The sequence below is a fragment of the Megasphaera sp. UBA4233 genome (assembly GCF_002395615.1).
GTDB lineage: Bacteria > Bacillota > Negativicutes > Veillonellales > Megasphaeraceae > Megasphaera > Megasphaera hexanoica.
On the sequence record NZ_DGXL01000033.1, the window covers coordinates 62743 to 83885 of the forward strand.

Consider the following 21143-nt stretch of genomic DNA (forward strand, 5'->3'; position numbering starts at 1 on the left):
TCGTGGGGCTCGTCTTTTCTTTCACACATTAAAATGCCGGAATAAGGGCACCTTTGTAATGTTCTTCGATATATTTCCTGATGACATCAGAATTATAGATTTCGACGATTTTCTTCAGCGTCGGATTATCTTTGTCATCTTCATGGACGGCAAGAATATTAGCATACGGCGAATCTTTGTCTTCCCGCAGGAGGGCATCCGTTACAGGGTTCAGGCCGGCATCCATGGCATAGTTAGTATTGATAGCGGCGAAGTCAACGTCGTCGAGAGAACGGGGAATCTGAGCGGCTTCCAGTTCTTTAATCTGGAGATGTTTTGCATTTTCCGTGATATCCTGCGGTGTCGGATATTTTACGCCATCTTTAATCTTGATGAAACCGGCTTTCTGGAGCAGCAGCAGGCCGCGGGCACCGTTGGTCGGGTCGTTTGGAACGGCTACGGTCATGCCGTCTTTTACGTCATCGAGGCTCTTGATTTTGTGAGAGTAGAGGCCGATAGGTGCTACGACGGTCTGGCCGATAGAAACGATTTTCAATCCCTTGTCTTTGACCAGGTTGTCCATATACGGTTTATGCTGGTACGAGTTCATGTCGATTTCCTTATTGGAGAGGGCGACATCGGGAGTTACATAATCAGAGAATTCCATGATTTTAATGGTAATGCCCTGTTTGGCAGCTTCTTTTTTGACCTGTTCCATGATTTCCGCATGGATGCCCGGTGTGACCCCGACAGTGATTTCTTTTTTGTCGGAAGAAGCCGATTTGGAATTGTTGTCACTACTGCCACAGCCGGCGGCAAAAACGCACAGTGTAGCGAGGGCCGCCAGTGTTACGGCCTTTTTGATGAATGATTTCATGATACAGACACTCCTTTTATTTTTTATTCTTCTTGCGGGAAGCAAAGTCGCCGCAAGCCTGAATCAGATTGACGCCGATGACGAGGATAATGATCGTAGCCAGCATGACATCGGCCTGGAAACGCTGGTAGCCGTAGCGGATGGCGATATCCCCAAGACCGCCGCCACCGATGGCACCAGCCATAGCTGAAGCCCCGATGAGGTTGACGATGAGGACGGTGATATTATTGATGATCGTAGGCAGTGCTTCCGGAAGCAGGACTTTGCGGATAATCTGCAGCGGAGAAGCACCCATGGATTCTGCCGCTTCGACGAGACCGAAGTCGACATCGCGGATGCTCGTTTCTACGAGCCGGCTGAGGAAGGGAATAGCGACGATAGTCAGTGGTACACAGGCTGCCGTCGTGCCGATAGACGTACCGGCAATGAGGCGGGTCAGCGGGATGATGGCGACCATGAGGATGATAAACGGGATGGAACGGATGATATTGACGATAGTTCCGAGAATCTGATTGATTACCCTGTTTTCCAGAATGTGGCCTTTGCTGGTCGTAACCAGGGTGATGCCGAGAGGAATACCGATGATAGCAGCAATGAGAGTAGAGATGGACACCATGAACAGTGTTTCTTCGATACCCTGTATCATTAATTTAATGAGTTCTGGGGACATATCCTAAAACCTCGCTTTCAATAGGTTGCGTCTTAATATACGAATACGCTTCGGTCTGGGCTTTCATATCGCCCATGATGACAACAATCAGATAGCCGAACGGCACATCCTGAATATAATCGATGTTGCCGTAAAGGACACTGACATCGAGATTGAACTTGCGGGCGACATTGACTACCAGCGGTTCGTTGGTAGCGGCTCCCTTGAAACGGAAGCGGACGAGCATATCCCGGTCCGGCGATGGCTGATTGGTGACGCCCAGTTTTTTGATGCCTTCGGGCAGTTCCATATTGATGACCGATTTGACAAATTCCTTCATCGTTTCCGACTGGGGATTGGTAAAGACGTCGATGACCCGGCCCTGTTCTTTGATGACCCCGCCTTCGATGACAGCCACGCGGTCGCAGATTTCCTTGATGACGGCCATTTCGTGGGTAATGATGACGATGGTGATGCCCAGGCGTTTGTTGATGTCTTTCAACAGTTCCAGGATGGATTTGGTCGTCTGTGGATCCAGTGCTGATGTCGCTTCATCGCACAACAGGATTTTCGGATCGCTGGCCAGGGCGCGGGCGATGCCGACACGCTGTTTCTGGCCACCCGAAAGCTGGGACGGATAATTGAACTGCCGGTCCGTCAGGCCGACCAGTTCGAGCAGGGAATCGACCTTGCTGCGGATGACTTCTTTGGAAGCGCCAGCCAGTTCCAGCGGAAAAGCGATATTGTCAAAAACGGTACGGGACGACAGCAGATTGAAATGCTGGAAAATCATGCCGATGTTTTTGCGTTCGGCCCGCAGCTGGCTGTCGGACATGGCCGTCAGTTCCTTATCGTCGATGATGACTTTGCCCGTCGTCGGTTTTTCCAACATATTGATGCAGCGGACGAGCGTCGATTTGCCGGCACCACTTTTCCCGATGATGCCGAAAATTTCGCCGTCATGGATAGTCAGTGAGATGCCTTTCAGGGCCTGGACGTGCGTTTTGCCGCCGTAGGTCTTGGTAATGTTTTCAAAGGTAATCACAAGATCAACTCCTTAATGGATACACCTGGAGGTGCTGATAGCATAAAAAAAGCCGTCAACAGATGCTGACGGTACGTATACAATCATTTCATCTGCCGGATGGAAATCCGTTGGACTTGGCACCTTCCCGCTATGGGGGGTTGCCGCAGCGTCATAGGGCCATTCCCTCGGCTGCTCTGGATGAATAGGTTATGTAATTGCTGAGTTGTATACTAACACTAATAGGAATCCTTGTCAATGTTATTTGTGTAAAAAATTGAATGCCGTTCGAAAAAAATATTTCATCGTCAAGCAGGAATTTACCTTTTTATATCGAATACTTAATATATGAGGAGCAGGATATCCGGATTTTAAGCATGGATGGTCCGGAACGAAGTTTCTCACGAAAGGAAGGGATTTGTATGGCAACAATCGTAAGAGGCAAGAATTTAGAAATTACACCGGCATTAAAGGACTATGTACTGAAACATGAAAAGAAAGTAACGAAGTACTTTGAAAATGAAGTCAATGTCCAGGCTCTTCTTTCCGTCGAAAAAGATCGTAAAATTGCTGAAATCACCTTGAAAGTAGATGGTGTCGTTCTTCGTGGCGTCGAAGCCAATGACGATATGTACGCCGCCATCGATCTGGTTTACGACAAAATGGTACGCCAAATCCACAAATATAAAACGAAGCTGGCACGCCGTATGAAAGGCGGCTCCTTCCATGAAGGACTCGTCGAAGGACCGGCTGCACCGGAAGAAAACTTTGAAATTGCCCGGGTCAAGAAATTTGCAGCCCGTCCTATGGACGTAGAAGAAGCTATCCTGCAGATGAATCTCGTTGGCCACGATTTCTTCGTTTTCCTCAATTCGGAAACGGAAGCCATCAACGTCGTATACAAACGGAAACATGGCAAATATGGCCTGATTGAACCGGAATACTAAGCTGAATCATACAGGGGCTGTGGTATCGCAGAAAGGGTATCACAGCCCTTGTTTTTTTGCCTTTCAATCCCGTATTTACAGAGATATCGCAATGTGTCCTAATATAAGGATGTTACCTTATCTTTGCATAAGATTTTTTCATGTCAGATAGTGTAAAATAATTGTGGGAAAACTTTAATACATTAAAGAAAATACAAAAAGAGAAGGAACTCCTTATTGTATAATAAAGTGTAGATCCAACACATACGAAAGGAGTCCTTCTCATGTTTAGTATACAACAAATTTCCAATGTTTGTGTAGATTTTTTTAATGCATCTCTTCGGAAAATCTTGGCCCAGGAACTATCATTAGCTCAGTTAAGCCAAAATCTGGATCAATTGGTCAATCAAATCGGAGTAGCCATCATGACAACACTCCTGGAACAAGCCGATGCGGCTATCTATGCAGCGATTAGACCAAACCATTAGTATCAGGTTAAAGACCATCGCGTACGGACGCTGACCACACTGTGGGGCGATGTCACCTTTGCCCGGACGTATTATCAATGTAAGGCAGATTCATCATATCATTATTTGTTAGATGAGTGGCTGGGATTGGATAAATCGACTCATATTGAGCCGCTGTGCCGGGCTCGTTTAGTCACTCGTTCCGCTGACGTAAGTTATCGTAAGGCCGCTGCTCTTACAACGCCCACCAGCCTGAGTGTCCAAAGTGTCTTATTGTCTATCCGTAAATTAGGGACTCTCCCCAATCAGGCAGCCGCTATGCCAGAAGCCAAACCAGAGATTCACAAAGTATATGTAGAAGCGGATGAGGACCATGCAGCGATGCAAAAATGCCCTGCCAAAGAGATGAAACTGATCAATGTCTATGACTCGAAGGTATCTGTCTGTCGGGGACGCAGGAAGCTATGTGGGCGGCGCACGTTTTCCGGATGGGAAGCTCCGTCTCAGTTATGGCCAGAAGTGAATCAGTATATCCAACAAGCCTATGGAGCGGAGCAGACGCCGGAAGTGGTAATCAAAGGAGATGCTGCTCCATGGATTAAAGCAAGGACCAACTATTTAGCCCAAAGTACCCATGTTGTGGATGGATATCATGCCAGCCAATACCTTCGTAAAATCGCAGGGAAAGGTACGAGCCGCGTACTCTATGACGCACTGAGAGCCAACGACCAGGCGGCTTTTGTACAAGAAGTACAGCGAAAGTTGCGGACAGGTCCGGAACGGAAAAAGCCCATCATGGATGGGTACCAATACATCCTGTCCAACTGGGATGGCGCCCATAAAGCTTTGACGCAATCAGATGCTACCAGCAGTACGGAAGGACACGTAAGCCATATGCTGTCTGAACGGATGAGTTCACGGTGTATGGATGGAGTCCGATTGGGGCCGAACAAGTCGCCAGGATGCGTACGTATATAGCCAATGGAGGTAATCTGGAAGCCTATGCACAGAAACGGTTTGCGTCCGGTGGGCAGATGACGGAACTGAACATCAATCGGGAAGTCTTGAAAAAAGAATGGAATTTTCGGAAATTAAAGTACTGCACTTACATTCCTGAAAAAGCGGATGATATGCCAGGCCGTGAATCCACCTTGACGGGCGGATGGATGCGATTAATAGAAAACGGCGGCTATCAGCATATTATGTAGCTTTTATACCAAGGTCTCCTTTCTCATGCCAAAAAATTCCCACAACATCTTGACACTATCTTCTATTTTCGTATATTTTAATGATGGAACAGTACGACAATGTGATGCTTCTAAATTAATTACCAGACAAGGTGTTTTTCAGGAATTACAGAATTTAGAAACGTTCCGTTCGTGTCTGACTGTATTGAATGGTACAGTAGCCTGGGACTTGGAAGGCAATCGCGATGAAACACGATGCATAGATATCGATCCCTTTATCGTATATGAGTCACCAGTCGTAAAAGACCCATTGGAGAATGTACAAACAGCATAACTATAAGTAAGGTTTGTAAGGGCCTCATAATCATGTGGGGCCTTTTTTTATATAAAAAATATCCCGCTGAAAGAATCGGAACCCCTTTGCCCGATGTCACCCTATGGTATTACGAAGATGACGACGGAACATGCGGGTCTACCATGAACTGTACGGCCTCGATGCGACGGTGTTCCGCTTTGCCAACGTTTACGGCGAACGGCAGGGAGAAAAAGGAGAAGGCGGCGTGGTCAGTATATTCTGCAAACTCCTGTCCCAGGGAAACCCTATCACCGTCTATGGCGATGGCAATCAGACACGGGACTTCGTCTATGCCGGAGACATCGCATCGGCTATCGTACAGGCATTGCCCCTCACGGGCTATCACACGATCAACGTATCGACAGGAACTGAAACGAGCATCAACGACCTGATCCAATCCTTCGAACGGGCCATAGGACACAAGGCCGAAGTGCAATACGCATCACCCCGCCCCGGAGACATCCAGCGCTCCGTCCTGAGCAACAAAGAACTGATACAAACCCTGCACATAAAACCAGAAATGACTCTGGAACAAGGCATAGCCCGAACCTACACCTGGTACAAGCATCCGATGTAGAAGCCCCCACCGCTTCTACATCATACTTTAAGTATCATAGTTGAACGTTCAACTATGCTATATCTTTCAGTAGCAGGCGGATAGCTCCTATGGGGTGATGGGGAATGACTGGGAACTTCTTGACACTAACCTGCAAGTGGGTTTATTTGACATAAAATTTGTTTTGCAATAAACTAAATATAAATTGGCAAACATATTTTCTTGTTTTATTGGTATTATTCAGCACTTTACAACTTTTGCGTTGCCTCGGTAGTTTCCAAAGTCAGTTTGGCCTGTACTAAGTCTGCTAAAAAATATTTCACGCTGTATTTGTTAGCTTATATGGCTTCGCAGTTCTTGTGGACTGGCGTTTTTATACTTTGCAAAATGCTCATCCAGATACGTCTGCATTTTCAGGCCAGTTGGGTATGATCGGCCCGGTCAACAGGAATTGCGTTTGCCGTGTTGCCGTAGAAAAATATTGAACAGATTCATTGTATTTCAAAGAGTGGTTATGCGATATTTATTTGTTCAAAAAGTTGCAAAATGCTGTTAAAATAGATGTGAAAGATAATTATAATATTGATATTGAAAATTTATGGTTTGGTATGATAGCAGGAGATAATCTATGTATACTGTAAATAGAGAAGAAGAAAAAAATATAAGAGGGGTAAATACAATTCTTTCTGTTGATATTGATGATGACGATAGCAATAATGAAGCCCCGGATCATGATTTTTCTGCTCATTTTGATCCTGAAAAGATTAATATAATTGTTAAACAACCAACTGTATATAACCTGATTCAAAGAATGAATTCAACTCCATCTGAAATTGATATGAATACAAGCTTTCAGCGACATAGTGGATTATGGAATAAGACTGATCAAAGTCGATTAATTGAATCGTTACTTTTAAGGATTCCTCTTCCAACATTTTATTTTGATGGTTCAGATGACAATAAATGGTTGATTGTTGATGGTCTACAGCGATTGAGTACATTTAAAGCTTTTATGGTTGATAAGGAACTTAGATTAACTGATTTAGAATATTTTACCGAATTTAATGGTTTAAAGTTTGATGAACTTCCTAAAAATATGATAAGAAGAATAGAAGAAACCCAAATCATAGCTAATATTATTCAACCAGGAACTCCTGATGAGGTTAAGTTCAATATCTTTAAGAGAATTAATACAGGCGGATTTAATTTAAATTCTCAAGAAATAAGACATGCGATATTTCATGGGCAGGCATCCGATTTTATCGAAAATTTGGCAGATAGTGATGCGTTTAAACAGTTTCATATTAGTAATAAGAGAATGCTTGATCAAGAACTAGTCACTCGTTTTGTAGCATTTTATATCTTGAAATCAGAAAACTATAGACCTCGCATGGATGATTTTTTAGAAGTTGCTATGCAGCAGTTGAGAGGTATGTCAGTTGTTAAATTACATAAAATATCTTCAAGTTTTGAAAAAGCAATGAAACGAGCATTTATTCTTTTTGGAATAAGAGCTTTTAAGCGGCAAAAACTTGGCGAAAAAATACAAGGTGGAAGTAAAATTAATAAAGCAATGTTTGAAATATGGTCAGTTGAATTGAGTCATCTAGGTGACTCCGAATTTGAAATCTTGATAAAAAATAAATCGTTTAAAGAAAAATATAATAGATTGCTAGACGATGAGAAGTTTATAGAATCAGTTTCCCAAGGAACTGGACATAGAGAAAACGTTCAATTTCGATTTGCAACTATTGAAAAATTAATCCAGGAGTGCTTAATATGATTAAAAAAATACAAATAAAAAACCTTAAATGCTTTAAATCTATAGATATTGCTATTGCACCTTTAACAATTTTAGCTGGAATTAATAGTATGGGAAAATCTACAGTGATAGAATCACTATTACTTTTAAGAGAATCATATTTAAAAAGGCAGAATTCCATAAGTAGTGGAGAAAATCGAATTCCTTCTTTTACATTACGCTTAAATAATCAGTATATGCGTCTTGGTCATGGCAACGATGTCCTTTGTGATTTTAGCGATAATGATATCATTAGTATGAAAGTTGTTGATCAGGATAATGTTTTCGAGGATAAATGGAAGGTTAACAAAAGTAGTAACTCTAGTATCTTGCAACCTATGAATTCTTATGCAGTAACTCGGGATAAAGAGATTTTCATGAAATCAAAACTCTTTGCACAAAATAACAATAGCTATATTGATTTTTCTTACATTACTGCAGATCGTATTGGTCCAAGAAGCTGGTTTGATGTTCCTGATGAAAGCGTTGAAGTTAATCATAATATTGGCAGTAAAGGTGAGTATTCTGCTTTTTATTATAATTCAATGCAGAACAAAGATATTCCGTTGCTGGGTGTAGCTGATCAAGATGAAACACCAACTATAGATTTTCAGGTTAATAAATGGATGGAATGTATTTCCCCTAATACGAAAATTCACACGACTGTGCAGTCGGATATGGATGCAGCTCAATTGACTTATTCATATTCGGGCAGTGCTAAAAACCGTCGCTCTATTAATGTTGGATTTGGATTGACTTACACTCTTCCTATTATACTTGCATTGCTAACAGTACAACAAGGTGGAATATTATTGTTAGAAAATCCAGAGGCCCATCTACATCCTCATGCACAAACAATGTTGGGAAGATTAATTGCAAGAGTTGTTGAAAATGGTGCACAGATTATTTTAGAAACACATAGTGATCATATTATTAATGGAATACGTGTGGCGATAAAAGAGCAAGGTATGAAACCAGATAAACTTTTGATTAATTTTTTCTCAGCTAGTGATGATAAAAACGATTCGACACCTCGTGTAACGCAGATAAAAGCAGATGAGAATGGTAAATTGAATGATTGGCCAAAAGACTTTTTATCTGAATGGGAAGATAATCTTTTTAAATTGCTGTAATAATAGGAGATAGACTATGATTTTTTGTTTTAACGAACTTAGTTTGCAGAATTTAGATGTAATAGATAATAAAATCTTGGAAAAAACTTTATTAAAATTCCTATTGATTTTGAAAAATGCTGTAGATAAGGATGGATTTCCTGAAGTTAGAACGGAAAATGGAATGTGGGGAACTGTAATTAATAATAAACCCATTAATGAATTAATTTATAATTCAACAATAGATAAAGATTTGAAGAGATTGATATTCAGAATTCATGATCGATCTCCGTATATTAATGATAAGAAAATTGATACCTACTTTTATGGGAAAGATAAACGTCCTGCAAAAGGATTTAGTGCTAGCTTATATTTAGATTGTCCAGCAATTTCCTTGTCTTCTTTTGCAGGTGAAGAGGAGTCTATTGTTTTAATAACTAAAGAAGGGGAATTACATAAATTGGTGTTTAACTTTACAAATAACGGGCAATTTGAGGAATATCTGAAATTTTACCTTTCAAGCCAACACTGTCTTAACTACATTTCGAATGGAGCCGAATTAAAAGAACAAGCTTCTAAAGGAAATTTTTGGAAAAATTTAGTTTTCCATGATAGATTTTTTAGATTAGAATTAGATAATAATACTGTACGTATTGTAGTTGAAAAACTGTGCCAGTTAAATAGTTTTCTTTGTTCTTATCTAGATGAAAATCTTACGTTTTTAAAACTGCGTAAAATTTTACCTGATGTAAGAGATGAATCTACAACAGTAAAAAATAATGAACAGTTATACAAGGCAAGAACAGTGCAGTTTAAGGGACAAAGTGTTTTGTGTACTTATCATACGAGTTTAAACAGCTCAAATCGACTTTATTTTTTTGTGGACTATACTAAGCGTATAGCTTATATTGGGTATATTGGTAAGCATCTTACAACAGCAAAATTTAAAAGTAATTAATATTCCATAGACTGTATATTTCTGGGGCATTATTGGTTTTGCTATTGATGTAATTCCCATCATATAACTCCTGCGATATGGCTTCGTTATTGCATGACTAGCTTTTCTTATATTGGCTTTGTCTATTTTCTCTTAAATGTGAATGTCACCAAAAGAGCGAGCTATTTTGGATGTCAATTCATATGGTAGCGTCGAATCGGAAAGATGCACTATTCATGTTTAAAACATGAGAATGGTGCGCCAATCGGTCAATCCGAGCTGTTACAAGTGTCTCGTTAGCAAATATCTCCAGATATCACGAAAACTCAAGATTGTTGTAATTAGGGTGATGGCACAAATGTAGGAGAAATCGAAGGACTATGCGTCATAACGCCAACCGTACACGGTGATGCGCGTGGCTACTTCATGGAAACATATCAACCATATATCAACCATATATCAAACATAAACCAAAGCCCCTGTCGTTAGATCCCCATGAGTTTGATTGGCAGGGACCGATTCATAGCTATCATAGTTGAGCGTTCAACTTGTCCTTTTCCCGTTATCATTTTTTTGCAGTCATCCATACCGTCTATGGCGATGGCAATCAGACACGGGACTTCGTCTATGCCGGAGACATCGCATCGGCTATCGTACAGGCATTGCCCTTCACGGGCTATTACACGATCAACGTATCAACAGGAACTGAAACGAGCATCAACGACCTGATCCGTTCCTTCGAACGGGCCATAGGACACAAGGCCGAAGTGCAATACGCATCACCCCGCCCCGGAGACATCCAGCGCTCCGTCCTGAGCAACAAAGAACTGATACAAACCCTGCACATAAAACCAGAAATGACTCTGGAACAAGGCATAGCCCGAACCTACACCTGGTACAAGCATCCGATGTAGAAGCCCTACCGCTTCTACATTACACCTTTAGCAGCATAGTTGAATATTCAACTATGCTATATCTTTCAGTAGCAGGCGGATAGCTCCTATGGGGTGATGGGGAATGACTGGGAACTTCTTGACACTAACAAATTCCCACAACCTCTTTACACTATCTTGGATAGAAATATCATTATGTTGAGAAATTAACCGCTATACAGAACAGGGGCATTAGATTTGCTTGACGATGACAGAAATCTACCAATCTGTCCTATTTACTTTATGCGATTTTTATAATAAAATAGAGGACAAATAGAAGATATTGTATTTATGCAGTATCGTGAAAGAAGGGGTATGTATGTCTCGTCCTGCTGATGCAGCGCCGCAGGCGCCGTATACGACAAAGTCCATTTGTTTATCGGCGGTCCTCGCTGCTGTGGTCTTTATTATGACTTTTGTACCGCGCATTCCCATTCCACTGGGATATGCCCACCTCGGCGACGCCGTGATTTTCCTGAGCTTCCTGTATTTTAACCGCCGCGAAGCCGCCCTGGCTGCCGCTATCGGCTCTTGTCTGTCCGATTTCCTCGGCGGTTTCCCCCTGTGGATTGCGCCGACCTTTGTCATTAAATACGTCATGGTATTCATTGTATTTGCCATCTGCTGCCGGGGAACGCAGAAGAGTGCCCTATATTCTGTCCGCACGCTCATTGCCTTCCTCCTTTCTTCTCTGTGGATGGCCATCGCCTATACCCTGGCCGGTGCCGTCCTCTTCGGTAGTATCCAGGCCGGTCTGGCTTCTCTACCGGGACTTCTCATGGAAGGTCTTCTCAATACGATTGCTGCCATGGGTGCCGGGATTTTTCTCAAGCAGCTGCCCACGACCCGTCAGGGCAGTATACGGTGAGGCGCGGCGATGGAACAACAGAAGAAGATTGCACTCATCAATGATATTACAGGATTTGGGCGCTGTTCTATTGCTGTCGAACTGCCGCTCATATCGGCCCTGAAAGTACAGGCCTGTCCGCTGCCGACGGCAATCTTGTCGGTCCATACGGGATTTCCTACGTATTTCATCGACGATTATACGGACCGTATGAAAGATTACATTGCCAGCTGGAAGAAAAATGGCCTGACCTTTGACGGTATTTCTACGGGATTCATGAATTCCCTCGAGCAGATCGATATTGTCATCGACTTTATCCACCAGTTCAAGCAGCCTGATACCATCGTCATCGTCGATCCGGTCATGGGGGACTATGGCAAGTTGTATGCGTCATATACGGAAAAGCTATGCGCTGAAATGCGCCGTCTCATGCAGTATGCCGATGTTATTACGCCGAATCTTACGGAAGCATGCCAGCTCCTGGGCATTCCCTATCCGGAAAAAGGTCATACGGACCGGGCGTACCTCGAAGATATTGCCGGGCGGCTGGCTGCTATGGGACCGGGACAGATCGTCATTACGGGACTGGCCGACGGGGATCATATTGACAACTACATCTATGAAACGGGAAAAGAACCGGACATCGTGTCGGTGAAGAAAATCGGCCATGACCGGTCTGGTACAGGCGATGCCTTTGCCGCCATCGTTTCAGCTTCGGTCGTACGCGGCGACAGTCTGAAGGACGCCGTCGTACGGGCGACGGATTTTATCAGCAGGACGCTGGTCTATACGGAACAGTTGGGACTACCGACCAACCGGGGGCTGGCCTTTGAACAATTTTTGACAGAATTACATTAATTTTATATAGAAAAGGGATGTGGCACTGATGATTACTTATGTATACGACAAGGGACACTATATTACCATGGCCGAAAGTCTGGCCAAACAGCCAGAGGGAAAACGCAACCTCTATGTCAATCTGACGAACCGTTGCACCTGTTCCTGTACGTTCTGTCTGCGCAGTCTGAAAAAAGAAGCCGAAGATATGGAACTGTGGCTTAAAGAAGAACCATCTGTTGCCGAGGTAGAAAAAGAACTGGACAGCCAGCCCTGGGACTACATCGGTGAAGTCGTGTTCTGCGGCTTTGGGGAACCGACCATGCGCCTTGATGATGTAGTGACTCTGTTGACCTATATCAAAAAACATCATCGTGATGTCAAGACGCGGATTAATACCAATGGCCTGTCGGATTTGGAATATGGCCGTGATACGTCTGTCGATTTCAAAGGCGGCATCCTTGATACGGTTTCCATCAGCCTCAATGCATCTAACGCCCAGCGTTATCTCGACCTGACGCGCAGCAAATTTGGCATCGGTTCGTACGAAGCCCTGCTGACCTTTGCCCAGCACTGTCAGAAGTATGTGCCCAACGTCGTTCTGACCGTTGTCGATCATGTCGAAAGCGAAGAAGAAATCGCTAAGTGCCGTAAAATCTGTGAAGACCGGGGGCTGACGCTGCGCGTACGGGCCTATGAAGCCAATTAAATTATAACAGTTTATTTCAATTTGTGACTCCTGTGCCATAGAAATGTAACATTTGTCTGTTATACTGTGTCCATCATCTAAAAAAGGAGTGATGGCGATGAAGATGTTACATACATGGCAGCGGCGTACGCTGGCTGCTGTACTGGCCGGAACGGCGGCCGTAATGATAGGTGTGGCTCCCTTTACGATAGCACAGGCTGCTGATACGACCGATGCGGCAGCGGGCGCCAGCACCCGTCCTAAAATGACACGGCAGATGCCGCCGATACATCCCGGTATAGGACAGAATGCCCGTATTGACCGCATGGTCCAGCAGGGAAAAATCACATCGGAACAAGCAAATAAACTGAAAAAAGCGATAGCTGATTTCCGGGAAAAAGAAGCGAAAGATCATCAGAAATTTATGAAGAGTCTGCCCAATAAGACGGGTATATCAGAAGAAACGCTCCGTGAAATCATGGCACCGCCCCGTTTGCGCCGCGGATTCGGGCCTCAGGCACGTCTCCAGCAGCTGGTAAAAGACGGATCCATCACACAAAGTGAAGCGACGGCATTGGAACAGAGTTTCCAGAAGCATCATTCCCGGCAGGGACAGCCTCCTAAGGCGCCTGCTGACGGACAAAGACCGGACCGTCAGAAATTAGAACAGGAACTATCCCAGGAAACGGGAATCTCTACAACGCGTCTGCAAGAAATCATGCAGCTCATGCACCAGCAGGGCCCACGAGACGAAGCACCCCAGGCTCCTGCTGATAAAGACATCTGATTAGAAGTGATTTAAGGGGAAATCTTTTGTCCCGTGAGTTTCCATTTATGATAAAGAAGCTGTTGCATTAGCATTATCTTTGCTTAATGCAACAGCTTCTTTTGGTGTGCAATAGTATGTTCCACAATGGTCAATCGTTTGGACTGATGTAAGGCTTCCAGTAAACTAAATTTTTTGTAAGACTTGTTCTGTATCTATACGCGTGCTTTGATCTGCTGCAGCGATTTCTTCCAGTGAGGGATGGCTGATCGGCTTATGAGCGTCGAGAATCGTGGCAATCGTCGGGGCAATGTCCGTATAGGCGATGCGTCCTGCAAGGAAAGCCTGTACGCAGACTTCATTACAGGCATTGAAGACGCAGGGGGCTGTACCGCCAGCCTTTCCGGCTTCGATGGCAAGGCGCAGGGCGGGGAAGGCATCCAGATCCGGCGCTTCAAAGGTCAGCGTACCGGCACGGACCAGATCGAGATGTCCAAAGGCGCAGTCGTAGCGGGCCGGCCAGGAAAAGGCGTACTGGATAGGAAGGCGCATATCGGTCAGTCCCATCTGGGCCATGACCGATCCGTCGCAAAACTCGACGAGGGAGTGGACCAGGCTCTGGGGATGGATGACGACATCGATGGCCTCATAGGGCATGTCAAACAGCCAGTGTGCTTCCATGACTTCCAGCCCTTTGTTGGCCAGGGTAGCACTGTCTACGGTTACTTTGGGTCCCATATTCCAGTTGGGATGATGGAGACACTGCTCCCGCGTTACATGATGCAGCTGTTCCCTCGTATAGCCCCGGAACGGGCCGCCTGATGCTGTAAGAATGAGACGGCGCACTTCTTCTTTCCTGCCGCCGCGGAGAGATTGGAAAATGGCGCTGTGCTCGCTGTCTACGGGTAAAATCTGAACGCCATGCTGCCGGGCTGACTCCATGACCAGATGGCCGGCAGCAACGAGAGTTTCTTTATTGGCCAGGGCGATGGTTTTTCCAGCGGCAATGGCATCGAGCGTCGGTTCCAGACCGGCATAGCCTACCATGGCGGCTAGCACTGTATCGACAGGGCCATAGGAAGCGGCGGCCCTGAGACCATCACTGCCGCTCAGAATATCACATTCTTTCCCTACCAGGCGCTGCAAATCCCTGGCGGCCGTCTCATCAGTGAGGACGGCGAAATCGGGATGAAAGCGGTGAATCTGGTCAGCCATGAGAGAAACGCTCTGATGAGCTGCCAGCACGCGGACACGAAGTTCTTCCGGATTGGCGGCGACGACATCCAGCGCCTGGGTGCCGATCGAACCGGTACTGCCTAATATACATAGCTGTTTTTGTTTCATTGATTTCTCCTGTTCCGTTCATAGTTTTATCGATTCTATTGTAACAGGCTGCATAGAAGAACGAAAGGACTTTTTCTTTCTGAAGGAGAAACAGTAGAAAGCCTTTGCTTTCTATGCTAGAATATAACCAGAAGTAGAATGTATAAGGAGGGGGTTGCAATGATCCGCAAAGAAAACAGAGTACAAGTAGAAGGACTGGCTGGTGGCAAAGGGCCGGCAACAGTCTGTCATATCCTGACGAAAGACGAACTGATGGGCCATGGCCGCATGTATGCTAAAGTCATCCTGCCGCCGGGTTCCAGCCTGGGATTTCATCAGCATATTCATGAAACCGAACCGTACTACATCCTATCCGGTGTAGGCGATTTTACTGACAATGATGGTTCCGTTACCAAAGTAACGGCCGGTGACTGCTGTCTCATCGAACCGGGACAGTCCCATTGCATTGCCAATAATGGAACGGAAGATCTGGTATTCATGGCACTCATTTATAACGACTAAGACAGCAATGGTATATTGCCGATACCGTTTTTCATAAAAGGACGTGATCCTATGTCACAACTCATAGGCATTATTGTTTCGGCACTCGTTGCATTTTCATTGTTCATGGTGTATGCGAAATTCTCACAGCATCATTGAAACATGTACTACAAAGACTGGAGTGATTCCCATGGGAAAATATCTGGAAAAAGCCAAAGAACTGCGCGCCATTACGGACGTGCATTATAACTGTGCACAGTCTGTCATCTGTGCCTTTGAAGAATTGACCGGGCTCGATGATGCCACATCGCGCAAAATTGGGGCAAACTTCGGCAGCGGCATGAAACGGGGCGGTACCTGCGGCGCTATCACCGGCGGTCTCATGACATTGGGCCTTCTGGGTATCGAAGACGGACCGACCATTGCCGCTTTCCACAAAGCATTCCTGGATCATCATCAGAACTGTCTTGACTGTGCGGACCTGCTGCGCATGAACCAGGCCAATGGCGGGGAAAAGAAGCCCCACTGTGACGGCATGGTATTCGAAGCCGTCCAGCTCATCGAAGACATCCTGGACAAACGCAATAAATAAAATATTGATAACAGACCAAGAGGGATTGCCGCTGTGCTATCCCTCTTTTTTAGAATATCCATCATGATGTGGTCATAGGATATTTGATGGAAGCGCGACATGTTTTGGATGGGGCGATATGGATGGAATACAGAAGCCGTTTTACGTAAGAAACGTGTAAAGGAATGGGACGGATACGGTGCCAGCTATTGCATAAAGTGGGGTAAATGATGTAAAATGTAAAATTGATATGAATGTTACTATGTGATGAATAAGTTGCAATGGAGGTTATTTCGTGTTTGATTCGTTTATACAACACCTTCTCGGCAATAATACCGACCGGGAACTCAAAAAAATGTGGCCTATCGTGCGCCATATCAATGATTTAGAACCACAGATGACGGCGCTCAGCGATTCGTCCCTCCAGGCTAAGACTTTTGAATTTAAAGAACGCCTGCAAAAAGGAGAAACGCTGGATGATATTCTGCCGGAAGCCTTTGCTGTCGTGCGTGAAGCATCGCGGCGTGTTCTTGGCATGCGCCATTTTGATGTACAGCTTCTGGGCGGCATTGTGCTGCACCGCGGGGATATTGCAGAAATGAGGACCGGCGAAGGGAAAACGCTCGTTGCGACATTGCCGGTATATTTGAATGCCCTCACCGGAGAAGGCGCCCACGTTGTCACGGTCAACGACTATCTGGCAACCCGTGATAGTGAAGAAATGGGACAGATTTACAAGTTCCTGGGCTTGTCTGTCGGACTTATCGTCCACGACCTGAATTATGAACAGCGCCGCCGTGCTTATAATTCAGATATTACCTATGGTACCAATAATGAATTTGGCTTTGATTATCTCCGTGATAACATGGTCATCAGTAAAGAACAGATGGTACAGCGCCCGCTGAATTACTGTATCGTCGATGAAGTAGACTCTATCCTCATCGATGAAGCCCGTACGCCGCTGATCATATCCGGCCCCGGTGAAAAATCGACGGACCTCTACTATACGCTGGCCGGTATCGTCAAGACCTTCACCAAAGACGACTATATCATGGATGAAAAGCAGAAGACCATTGCCCCGACTGATTCGGGCGTTGCCAAGGTCGAAAAGATGCTGGGCATCAGCAACATGTTCGATAATGAACACCTTGACTTGAACCATCTGGTCATTCAGGCCCTGCGTGCCCGGTTCATGATGCACCGTGACAAGGATTATGTCGTGAAGAATGGCGAAATCGTCATCGTCGATGAATTTACGGGCCGCCTCATGTTTGGCCGCCGCTACAGCGATGGCCTGCACCAGTCCATCGAAGCCAAGGAAAATGTCAAAGTGCAGGGCGAAAGCAAGACTCTGGCCACGATTACTTTCCAGAACTATTTCCGCATGTACAAGAAACTGGCCGGCATGACCGGTACGGCCAAGACGGAAGAAGACGAATTCAATAAGATTTATAAACTCGATGTCTATGTCATTCCTACCAATAAACCGATGATCCGTAAGGACCTGCCCGATGTCATTTACAAGACGAAGAATGCCAAGTACCGCGCAGTCGTACGGGAAGTCGTCAAACGCCATGCAACGGGACAGCCTATCCTGGTAGGGACGACCAGCATCAGTCAGTCGGAAATCCTGAGCCAGATGCTCAATAAGGAACATATCGTACATAACGTCCTGAACGCCAAATATCATGAAAAAGAAGCGGAAATCATCAAGGATGCCGGTCAGCGGGGTATGGTCACCATCGCCACTAACATGGCCGGCCGTGGTACCGATATCAAGCTGGGCAAGGGCGTTGCCGAACTGGGCGGTCTCATGATCATAGGTACGGAACGCCATGAAAGCCGTCGTATCGATAACCAGCTCCGTGGCCGTGCAGGCCGTCAGGGGGATCCCGGTACGACACAGTTCTATTTGTCTCTGGAAGACGATCTCATGCGTATTTTCGGGTCCGACAATATTTCCAAGTTCATGGACAAACTGGGCCTGGATGAAGACGAACCGATTACGGCCAAGATGATCACCAAATCGATTGAAAAGGCACAGAAGAAAGTCGAAAGCCACAACTTTGAAATCCGTAAATACGTTCTGGAATACGATGATGTCATGAATCAGCAGCGTGAAGTGCTCTATGCACAGCGCCGTCAGGTACTGACGGCGGATTCCCTCAAGGATACGATTCTCGGCATGGTCAGCGATATCATCGATGATGGCCTCAATAAATATGCCGATGAAAAACTCTATCCGGAAGAATGGGATTTTGCCGGCCTTCTGACACAGATGCAGCAGTATTTCGTGCCGAAAGACGCGACAACCAGCGAAGAACTGGAAAACCTCAGCCGTGTCGAAGTCAAGGAAAAACTGTACCAGATTGCCGTCGATCTCTATGATGCCCGGGAAAAGGAAATCGGGCCGGAAACGATGCGTGAACTGGAACGGGCCATCATGCTCCGTGTCGTAGACAGCAAGTGGATGGATCACCTTGACGCTATGGATGCCCTGAAAGAAGGCATCAATCTCCGGGCATACGGGCAGAAGAATCCTCTCGTTGAATATAAGTTTGAAGCCTATGATATGTTTGAAGAAATGGTCGATTCCATCAAACGGACGACGGTTACATTCCTCTATCATATCCAGATTACATACAGCAAACCGGTTCCCAAGGCAGAAGATCATCTGCAGGGTGCCCGGGAAGTCCATGATGAAAGTGCCCCGGTCACGGCAGAAGATATCAAGCGGGACGAAGAACGGCAGTAAAAGAGCCGCAGTTCGTAGGCCGCAGACCGCAGTCAGCGGCTAACAGGTAGGAAAGCCCGCAGTTCGCAGTTTTAGATATCCCAAGAAAGCCTCCCCTGTGAAGGGGAGGGCCTTTTCGGCCTACAAGGTGCTGAGTGCAAGGAAGCGCAAGGCGGTTGCCGAAACGGACAGTAGAGATGGGACCACAAAGTGGTGGTGGCGTTTTGTTTATGATTATGTTTTTGAAAGATGGTGATTCTTGTGTTATTAGATGAAATGCGTAAACCGCTGGAAGATTTGAAGAAGAGAATACAGGAAATCGGGGATTCACTTTAACCTCCCCAGGAAAAAAGAAAAAATCATGGATCTCGATATGCAGATGAGTGACCCTGATTTTTGGAGTGATCCGGATAAAGCAAAGAAAATTTCCCAGGAAGCAACGCTCCTGAAGACGGAAGTAGAAGGGCATGAAAAACTGGAAACCCAGTGTGCGGACCTGCTTGATTTCCTAGATATGGCCATTGAAGAAAAAGAAACAGGTATGGCCGAGGAAATCGAAAAGCAGTACCATGCTCTGCTGAAAGACATTGAAAAGCGGGAAGTACTGCTGCTCCTTTCCGGCGAATACGATACGTGCAATGCTATCCTGACTTTCCATGCCGGTGCCGGCGGAACGGAAGCCCAGGACTGGACACAGATGCTGGTCCGCATGTATACGCGCTGGGCAGAACAGCACGGGTTCCACATAACCGTTATGGATATGCAGCCCGGTGATGAAGCCGGCATCAAAAGTGCGGCTTTTACCATTGAAGGAGAATACGCTTACGGCTATCTCAAGTCGGAAAAAGGCGTACACCGCCTGGTCCGTATTTCGCCCTTTGATGCGGCTGCGCGGCGTCATACGTCTTTTACGGCCGTCGATGTCATGCCTGAACTGCCCGATGATGTAGATGTAGAAATCAACATGGACGATGTCCGCGTCGATTATTTCCGCGCATCCGGTGCCGGTGGCCAGCACGTCAATAAGACGAGTTCTGCCGTCCGTATGACCCATATCCCGACAGGCATTGTCGTGCAGTGCCAAAATGAACGGTCACAGGTACAGAACCGGGAAATGTGTATGAAGTACTTGCGTGCCAAGTTATTTGAATTAGAACAGGAAAAGCAGGCGCAGCTCAAAGCAGAAATCGGCGGCGAACATCAGGCCATCGAATGGGGCAGCCAGATCCGTTCCTATGTATTCCATCCATACACGATGGTCAAAGATCACCGGACGAATGTGGAAACGGGAAATATCCAGGCTGTCATGGACGGCGATATCGATATGTTCATCGAAGGATATTTGCAGCAGCAGAAAGAAAAGCGCCTGGCTAAGCAGACTATATGATGAAAAAATGGATGTATGCCGCCATGGCAGTCGCAGTCATTCTGCTGGGGCTGAATATAGCGGCTCCGCGTCTGGCAGCTTATGGATTGTACCGTGGCCTTTCCCGGCATATGGAAATTTCACCGGATAATGTCCTCGTGGAAGCCAGCCCCGGCCTGTCTGTACTGACGGGCCGTCTGGACCGGGTTCATGCAGGTGGTGACGATTTCCGCGTCGGCAAGCTGCGTTTTCAGTCCTTTGACTGCACGCTGGAAGGAGTTCGGTTCGATCCTCTGGCCAGCCTGATGGATGGCCGTTTGCAGGCTGAATCGGCTGAACAGGGAGAACTGGTAGCTACAGTTTCCCAGGATGACCTGAGTGACTTTATCAAAAAACAGGTAAAAGGCACAGAACAGATGGATGTATCCTTTGATGGTGATACTATCCATGTCAGAGGCAAAGTACGGGTCGGCGGTTTTTTGCGTGCCGATGCTGATATAGCCGGCCGGTTTGCTATGGAAGGGAATAAGCTGATGTTCCTGCCGGAGGATGCCGCCATATCGGCGAAGGGGGTCCGGGTCAATGCTTCGAATCTGGCCCGGCTGGAAGTCTATGATTTTACAGATTTTCCCCTTCATATGGTTCCGGACCAGGTCACTCTGGATAACGGATTGCTTACACTGCATGGCAGGGTCAGCAATCACTGAA

At 45.8% G+C, this 21143-nt stretch carries 22 protein-coding genes, 1 pseudogene and 1 riboswitch; of the genes and pseudogenes, 18 read left to right on the forward strand and 5 right to left on the reverse strand.

Translation table 11 applies throughout. The features are described from left to right. Positions 1–28 precede the first annotated feature (28 nt). The 3 genes from B2U90_RS11390 to B2U90_RS11400 are packed head-to-tail and all read right to left on the reverse strand — an operon-like array spanning position 29 to position 2550. Positions 29–856 (reverse strand): MetQ/NlpA family ABC transporter substrate-binding protein, encoded by an 828-nt coding sequence (locus tag B2U90_RS11390; protein WP_059077180.1) that lies wholly within the window; start codon positions 854–856, stop codon positions 29–31. A 16-nt stretch (positions 857–872) separates the two neighbouring features. Beyond that, positions 873–1526, reverse strand: a complete 654-nt coding sequence (locus B2U90_RS11395) for a methionine ABC transporter permease (protein WP_059077181.1) — start codon at positions 1524–1526, stop codon at positions 873–875. Further along, positions 1507–2550, reverse strand: a complete 1044-nt coding sequence (locus tag B2U90_RS11400; RefSeq protein WP_059077182.1) for a methionine ABC transporter ATP-binding protein — start codon at positions 2548–2550, stop codon at positions 1507–1509. The genes B2U90_RS11395 and B2U90_RS11400 overlap by 20 nt, the downstream gene beginning before the upstream one ends. Before the next feature lie 85 nt (positions 2551–2635). Next, positions 2636–2737: riboswitch (SAM riboswitch) on the reverse strand. Between the two features lie 214 nt (positions 2738–2951). Between B2U90_RS11400 and hpf the strand changes: the two genes are divergently transcribed. The 8 genes and pseudogenes from hpf to B2U90_RS11440 all read left to right on the forward strand — a co-directional run bounded on the left by hpf (position 2952) and on the right by B2U90_RS11440 (position 9891). Then, positions 2952–3476 (forward strand): ribosome hibernation-promoting factor, HPF/YfiA family, encoded by a 525-nt coding sequence (hpf, locus tag B2U90_RS11405; protein ID WP_059077183.1) that lies wholly within the window; start codon positions 2952–2954, stop codon positions 3474–3476. A 263-nt stretch (positions 3477–3739) separates the two neighbouring features. Then, a complete protein-coding gene (locus tag B2U90_RS11410; protein ID WP_292017830.1) occupies positions 3740–3943 on the forward strand; it encodes a hypothetical protein in 204 nt (67 codons plus the stop codon). A 12-nt stretch (positions 3944–3955) separates the two neighbouring features. Continuing rightward, positions 3956–4900, forward strand: a pseudogene (locus B2U90_RS11415) (ISLre2 family transposase); the annotation flags it as partial. After that, positions 4885–5130 carry a hypothetical protein gene (locus B2U90_RS11420; RefSeq protein ID WP_292017831.1) on the forward strand — a complete coding sequence of 82 codons (246 nt, stop codon included), beginning with the start codon at positions 4885–4887 and terminating at the stop codon, positions 5128–5130. The pseudogene B2U90_RS11415 and the gene B2U90_RS11420, both read left to right, overlap by 16 nt. A gap of 443 nt (positions 5131–5573) precedes the next feature. Next, complete coding sequence (locus tag B2U90_RS11425; RefSeq protein WP_292017832.1) at positions 5574–6041, forward strand: NAD-dependent epimerase/dehydratase family protein; 468 nt, start codon at positions 5574–5576, stop codon at positions 6039–6041. 607 nt (positions 6042–6648) lie between these two features. Then, positions 6649–7803 carry a DUF262 domain-containing protein gene (locus tag B2U90_RS11430; RefSeq protein ID WP_292017833.1) on the forward strand — a complete coding sequence of 385 codons (1155 nt, stop codon included), beginning with the start codon at positions 6649–6651 and terminating at the stop codon, positions 7801–7803. Further along, complete coding sequence (locus B2U90_RS11435) at positions 7800–8954, forward strand: AAA family ATPase (protein ID WP_292017834.1); 1155 nt, start codon at positions 7800–7802, stop codon at positions 8952–8954. The genes B2U90_RS11430 and B2U90_RS11435 overlap by 4 nt, the downstream gene beginning before the upstream one ends. A gap of 16 nt (positions 8955–8970) precedes the next feature. After that, positions 8971–9891, forward strand: coding sequence for a hypothetical protein (locus B2U90_RS11440; protein ID WP_292017835.1), 921 nt, complete (start codon positions 8971–8973; stop codon positions 9889–9891). A gap of 178 nt (positions 9892–10069) precedes the next feature. Here the strand turns inward: B2U90_RS11440 and B2U90_RS12575 are convergent, their stop codons facing one another. Further along, positions 10070–10183, reverse strand: a complete 114-nt coding sequence (locus B2U90_RS12575; RefSeq protein WP_414673980.1) for an ATP-binding protein — start codon at positions 10181–10183, stop codon at positions 10070–10072. A gap of 235 nt (positions 10184–10418) precedes the next feature. Here B2U90_RS12575 and B2U90_RS11450 point away from each other — a divergent pair, with 235 nt between their 5' ends. From B2U90_RS11450 to B2U90_RS11470, 5 genes are all read left to right on the forward strand, one after another. Further along, positions 10419–10784, forward strand: coding sequence for an NAD-dependent epimerase/dehydratase family protein (locus tag B2U90_RS11450; RefSeq protein WP_292017836.1), 366 nt, complete (start codon positions 10419–10421; stop codon positions 10782–10784). A gap of 337 nt (positions 10785–11121) precedes the next feature. After that, complete coding sequence (locus tag B2U90_RS11455) at positions 11122–11670, forward strand: ECF transporter S component (RefSeq protein WP_292017837.1); 549 nt, start codon at positions 11122–11124, stop codon at positions 11668–11670. A 9-nt stretch (positions 11671–11679) separates the two neighbouring features. After that, the gene (locus B2U90_RS11460; protein WP_059077204.1) at positions 11680–12507 is read left to right on the forward strand and encodes a pyridoxamine kinase; all 828 of its coding nucleotides are present in this window, start codon (positions 11680–11682) and stop codon (positions 12505–12507) included. A gap of 28 nt (positions 12508–12535) precedes the next feature. Next, complete coding sequence (locus B2U90_RS11465; RefSeq protein WP_075582232.1) at positions 12536–13195, forward strand: TatD family nuclease-associated radical SAM protein; 660 nt, start codon at positions 12536–12538, stop codon at positions 13193–13195. Positions 13196–13292: 97 nt separating this feature from the next. Continuing rightward, positions 13293–13961 (forward strand): hypothetical protein, encoded by a 669-nt coding sequence (locus B2U90_RS11470; RefSeq protein ID WP_075582233.1) that lies wholly within the window; start codon positions 13293–13295, stop codon positions 13959–13961. A 165-nt stretch (positions 13962–14126) separates the two neighbouring features. Here B2U90_RS11470 and B2U90_RS11475 read toward each other — a convergent pair whose 3' ends face one another. Beyond that, entirely contained in the window at positions 14127–15284 is a 1158-nt protein-coding gene (locus B2U90_RS11475) for a 1-deoxy-D-xylulose-5-phosphate reductoisomerase (RefSeq protein ID WP_292017838.1), read from the reverse strand. Between the two features lie 159 nt (positions 15285–15443). Here B2U90_RS11475 and B2U90_RS11480 point away from each other — a divergent pair, with 159 nt between their 5' ends. The 5 genes from B2U90_RS11480 to B2U90_RS11500 all read left to right on the forward strand — a co-directional run bounded on the left by B2U90_RS11480 (position 15444) and on the right by B2U90_RS11500 (position 21142). Continuing rightward, complete coding sequence (locus B2U90_RS11480; RefSeq protein WP_059077208.1) at positions 15444–15785, forward strand: cupin domain-containing protein; 342 nt, start codon at positions 15444–15446, stop codon at positions 15783–15785. A 169-nt stretch (positions 15786–15954) separates the two neighbouring features. Continuing rightward, complete coding sequence (locus B2U90_RS11485) at positions 15955–16356, forward strand: C-GCAxxG-C-C family protein (RefSeq protein WP_059077209.1); 402 nt, start codon at positions 15955–15957, stop codon at positions 16354–16356. A 274-nt stretch (positions 16357–16630) separates the two neighbouring features. After that, positions 16631–19090 carry a preprotein translocase subunit SecA gene (gene secA, locus B2U90_RS11490; protein ID WP_292017839.1) on the forward strand — a complete coding sequence of 820 codons (2460 nt, stop codon included), beginning with the start codon at positions 16631–16633 and terminating at the stop codon, positions 19088–19090. A gap of 228 nt (positions 19091–19318) precedes the next feature. Further along, positions 19319–20456, forward strand: a protein-coding gene (gene prfB / locus B2U90_RS11495; protein ID WP_338086663.1) for a peptide chain release factor 2 whose coding sequence is annotated in 2 segments (ribosomal slippage) — positions 19319–19402 and positions 19404–20456 — 1137 coding nt in all. Because the reading frame shifts where the segments join, the coding sequence is not laid out codon by codon here. Then, positions 20453–21142: an LmeA family phospholipid-binding protein gene (locus tag B2U90_RS11500; protein WP_083237134.1), complete on the forward strand. Its 690-nt coding sequence runs from the start codon at positions 20453–20455 to the stop codon at positions 21140–21142. Before prfB ends, B2U90_RS11500 begins: the two co-directional genes overlap by 4 nt. Position 21143: the final 1 nt, after the last annotated feature.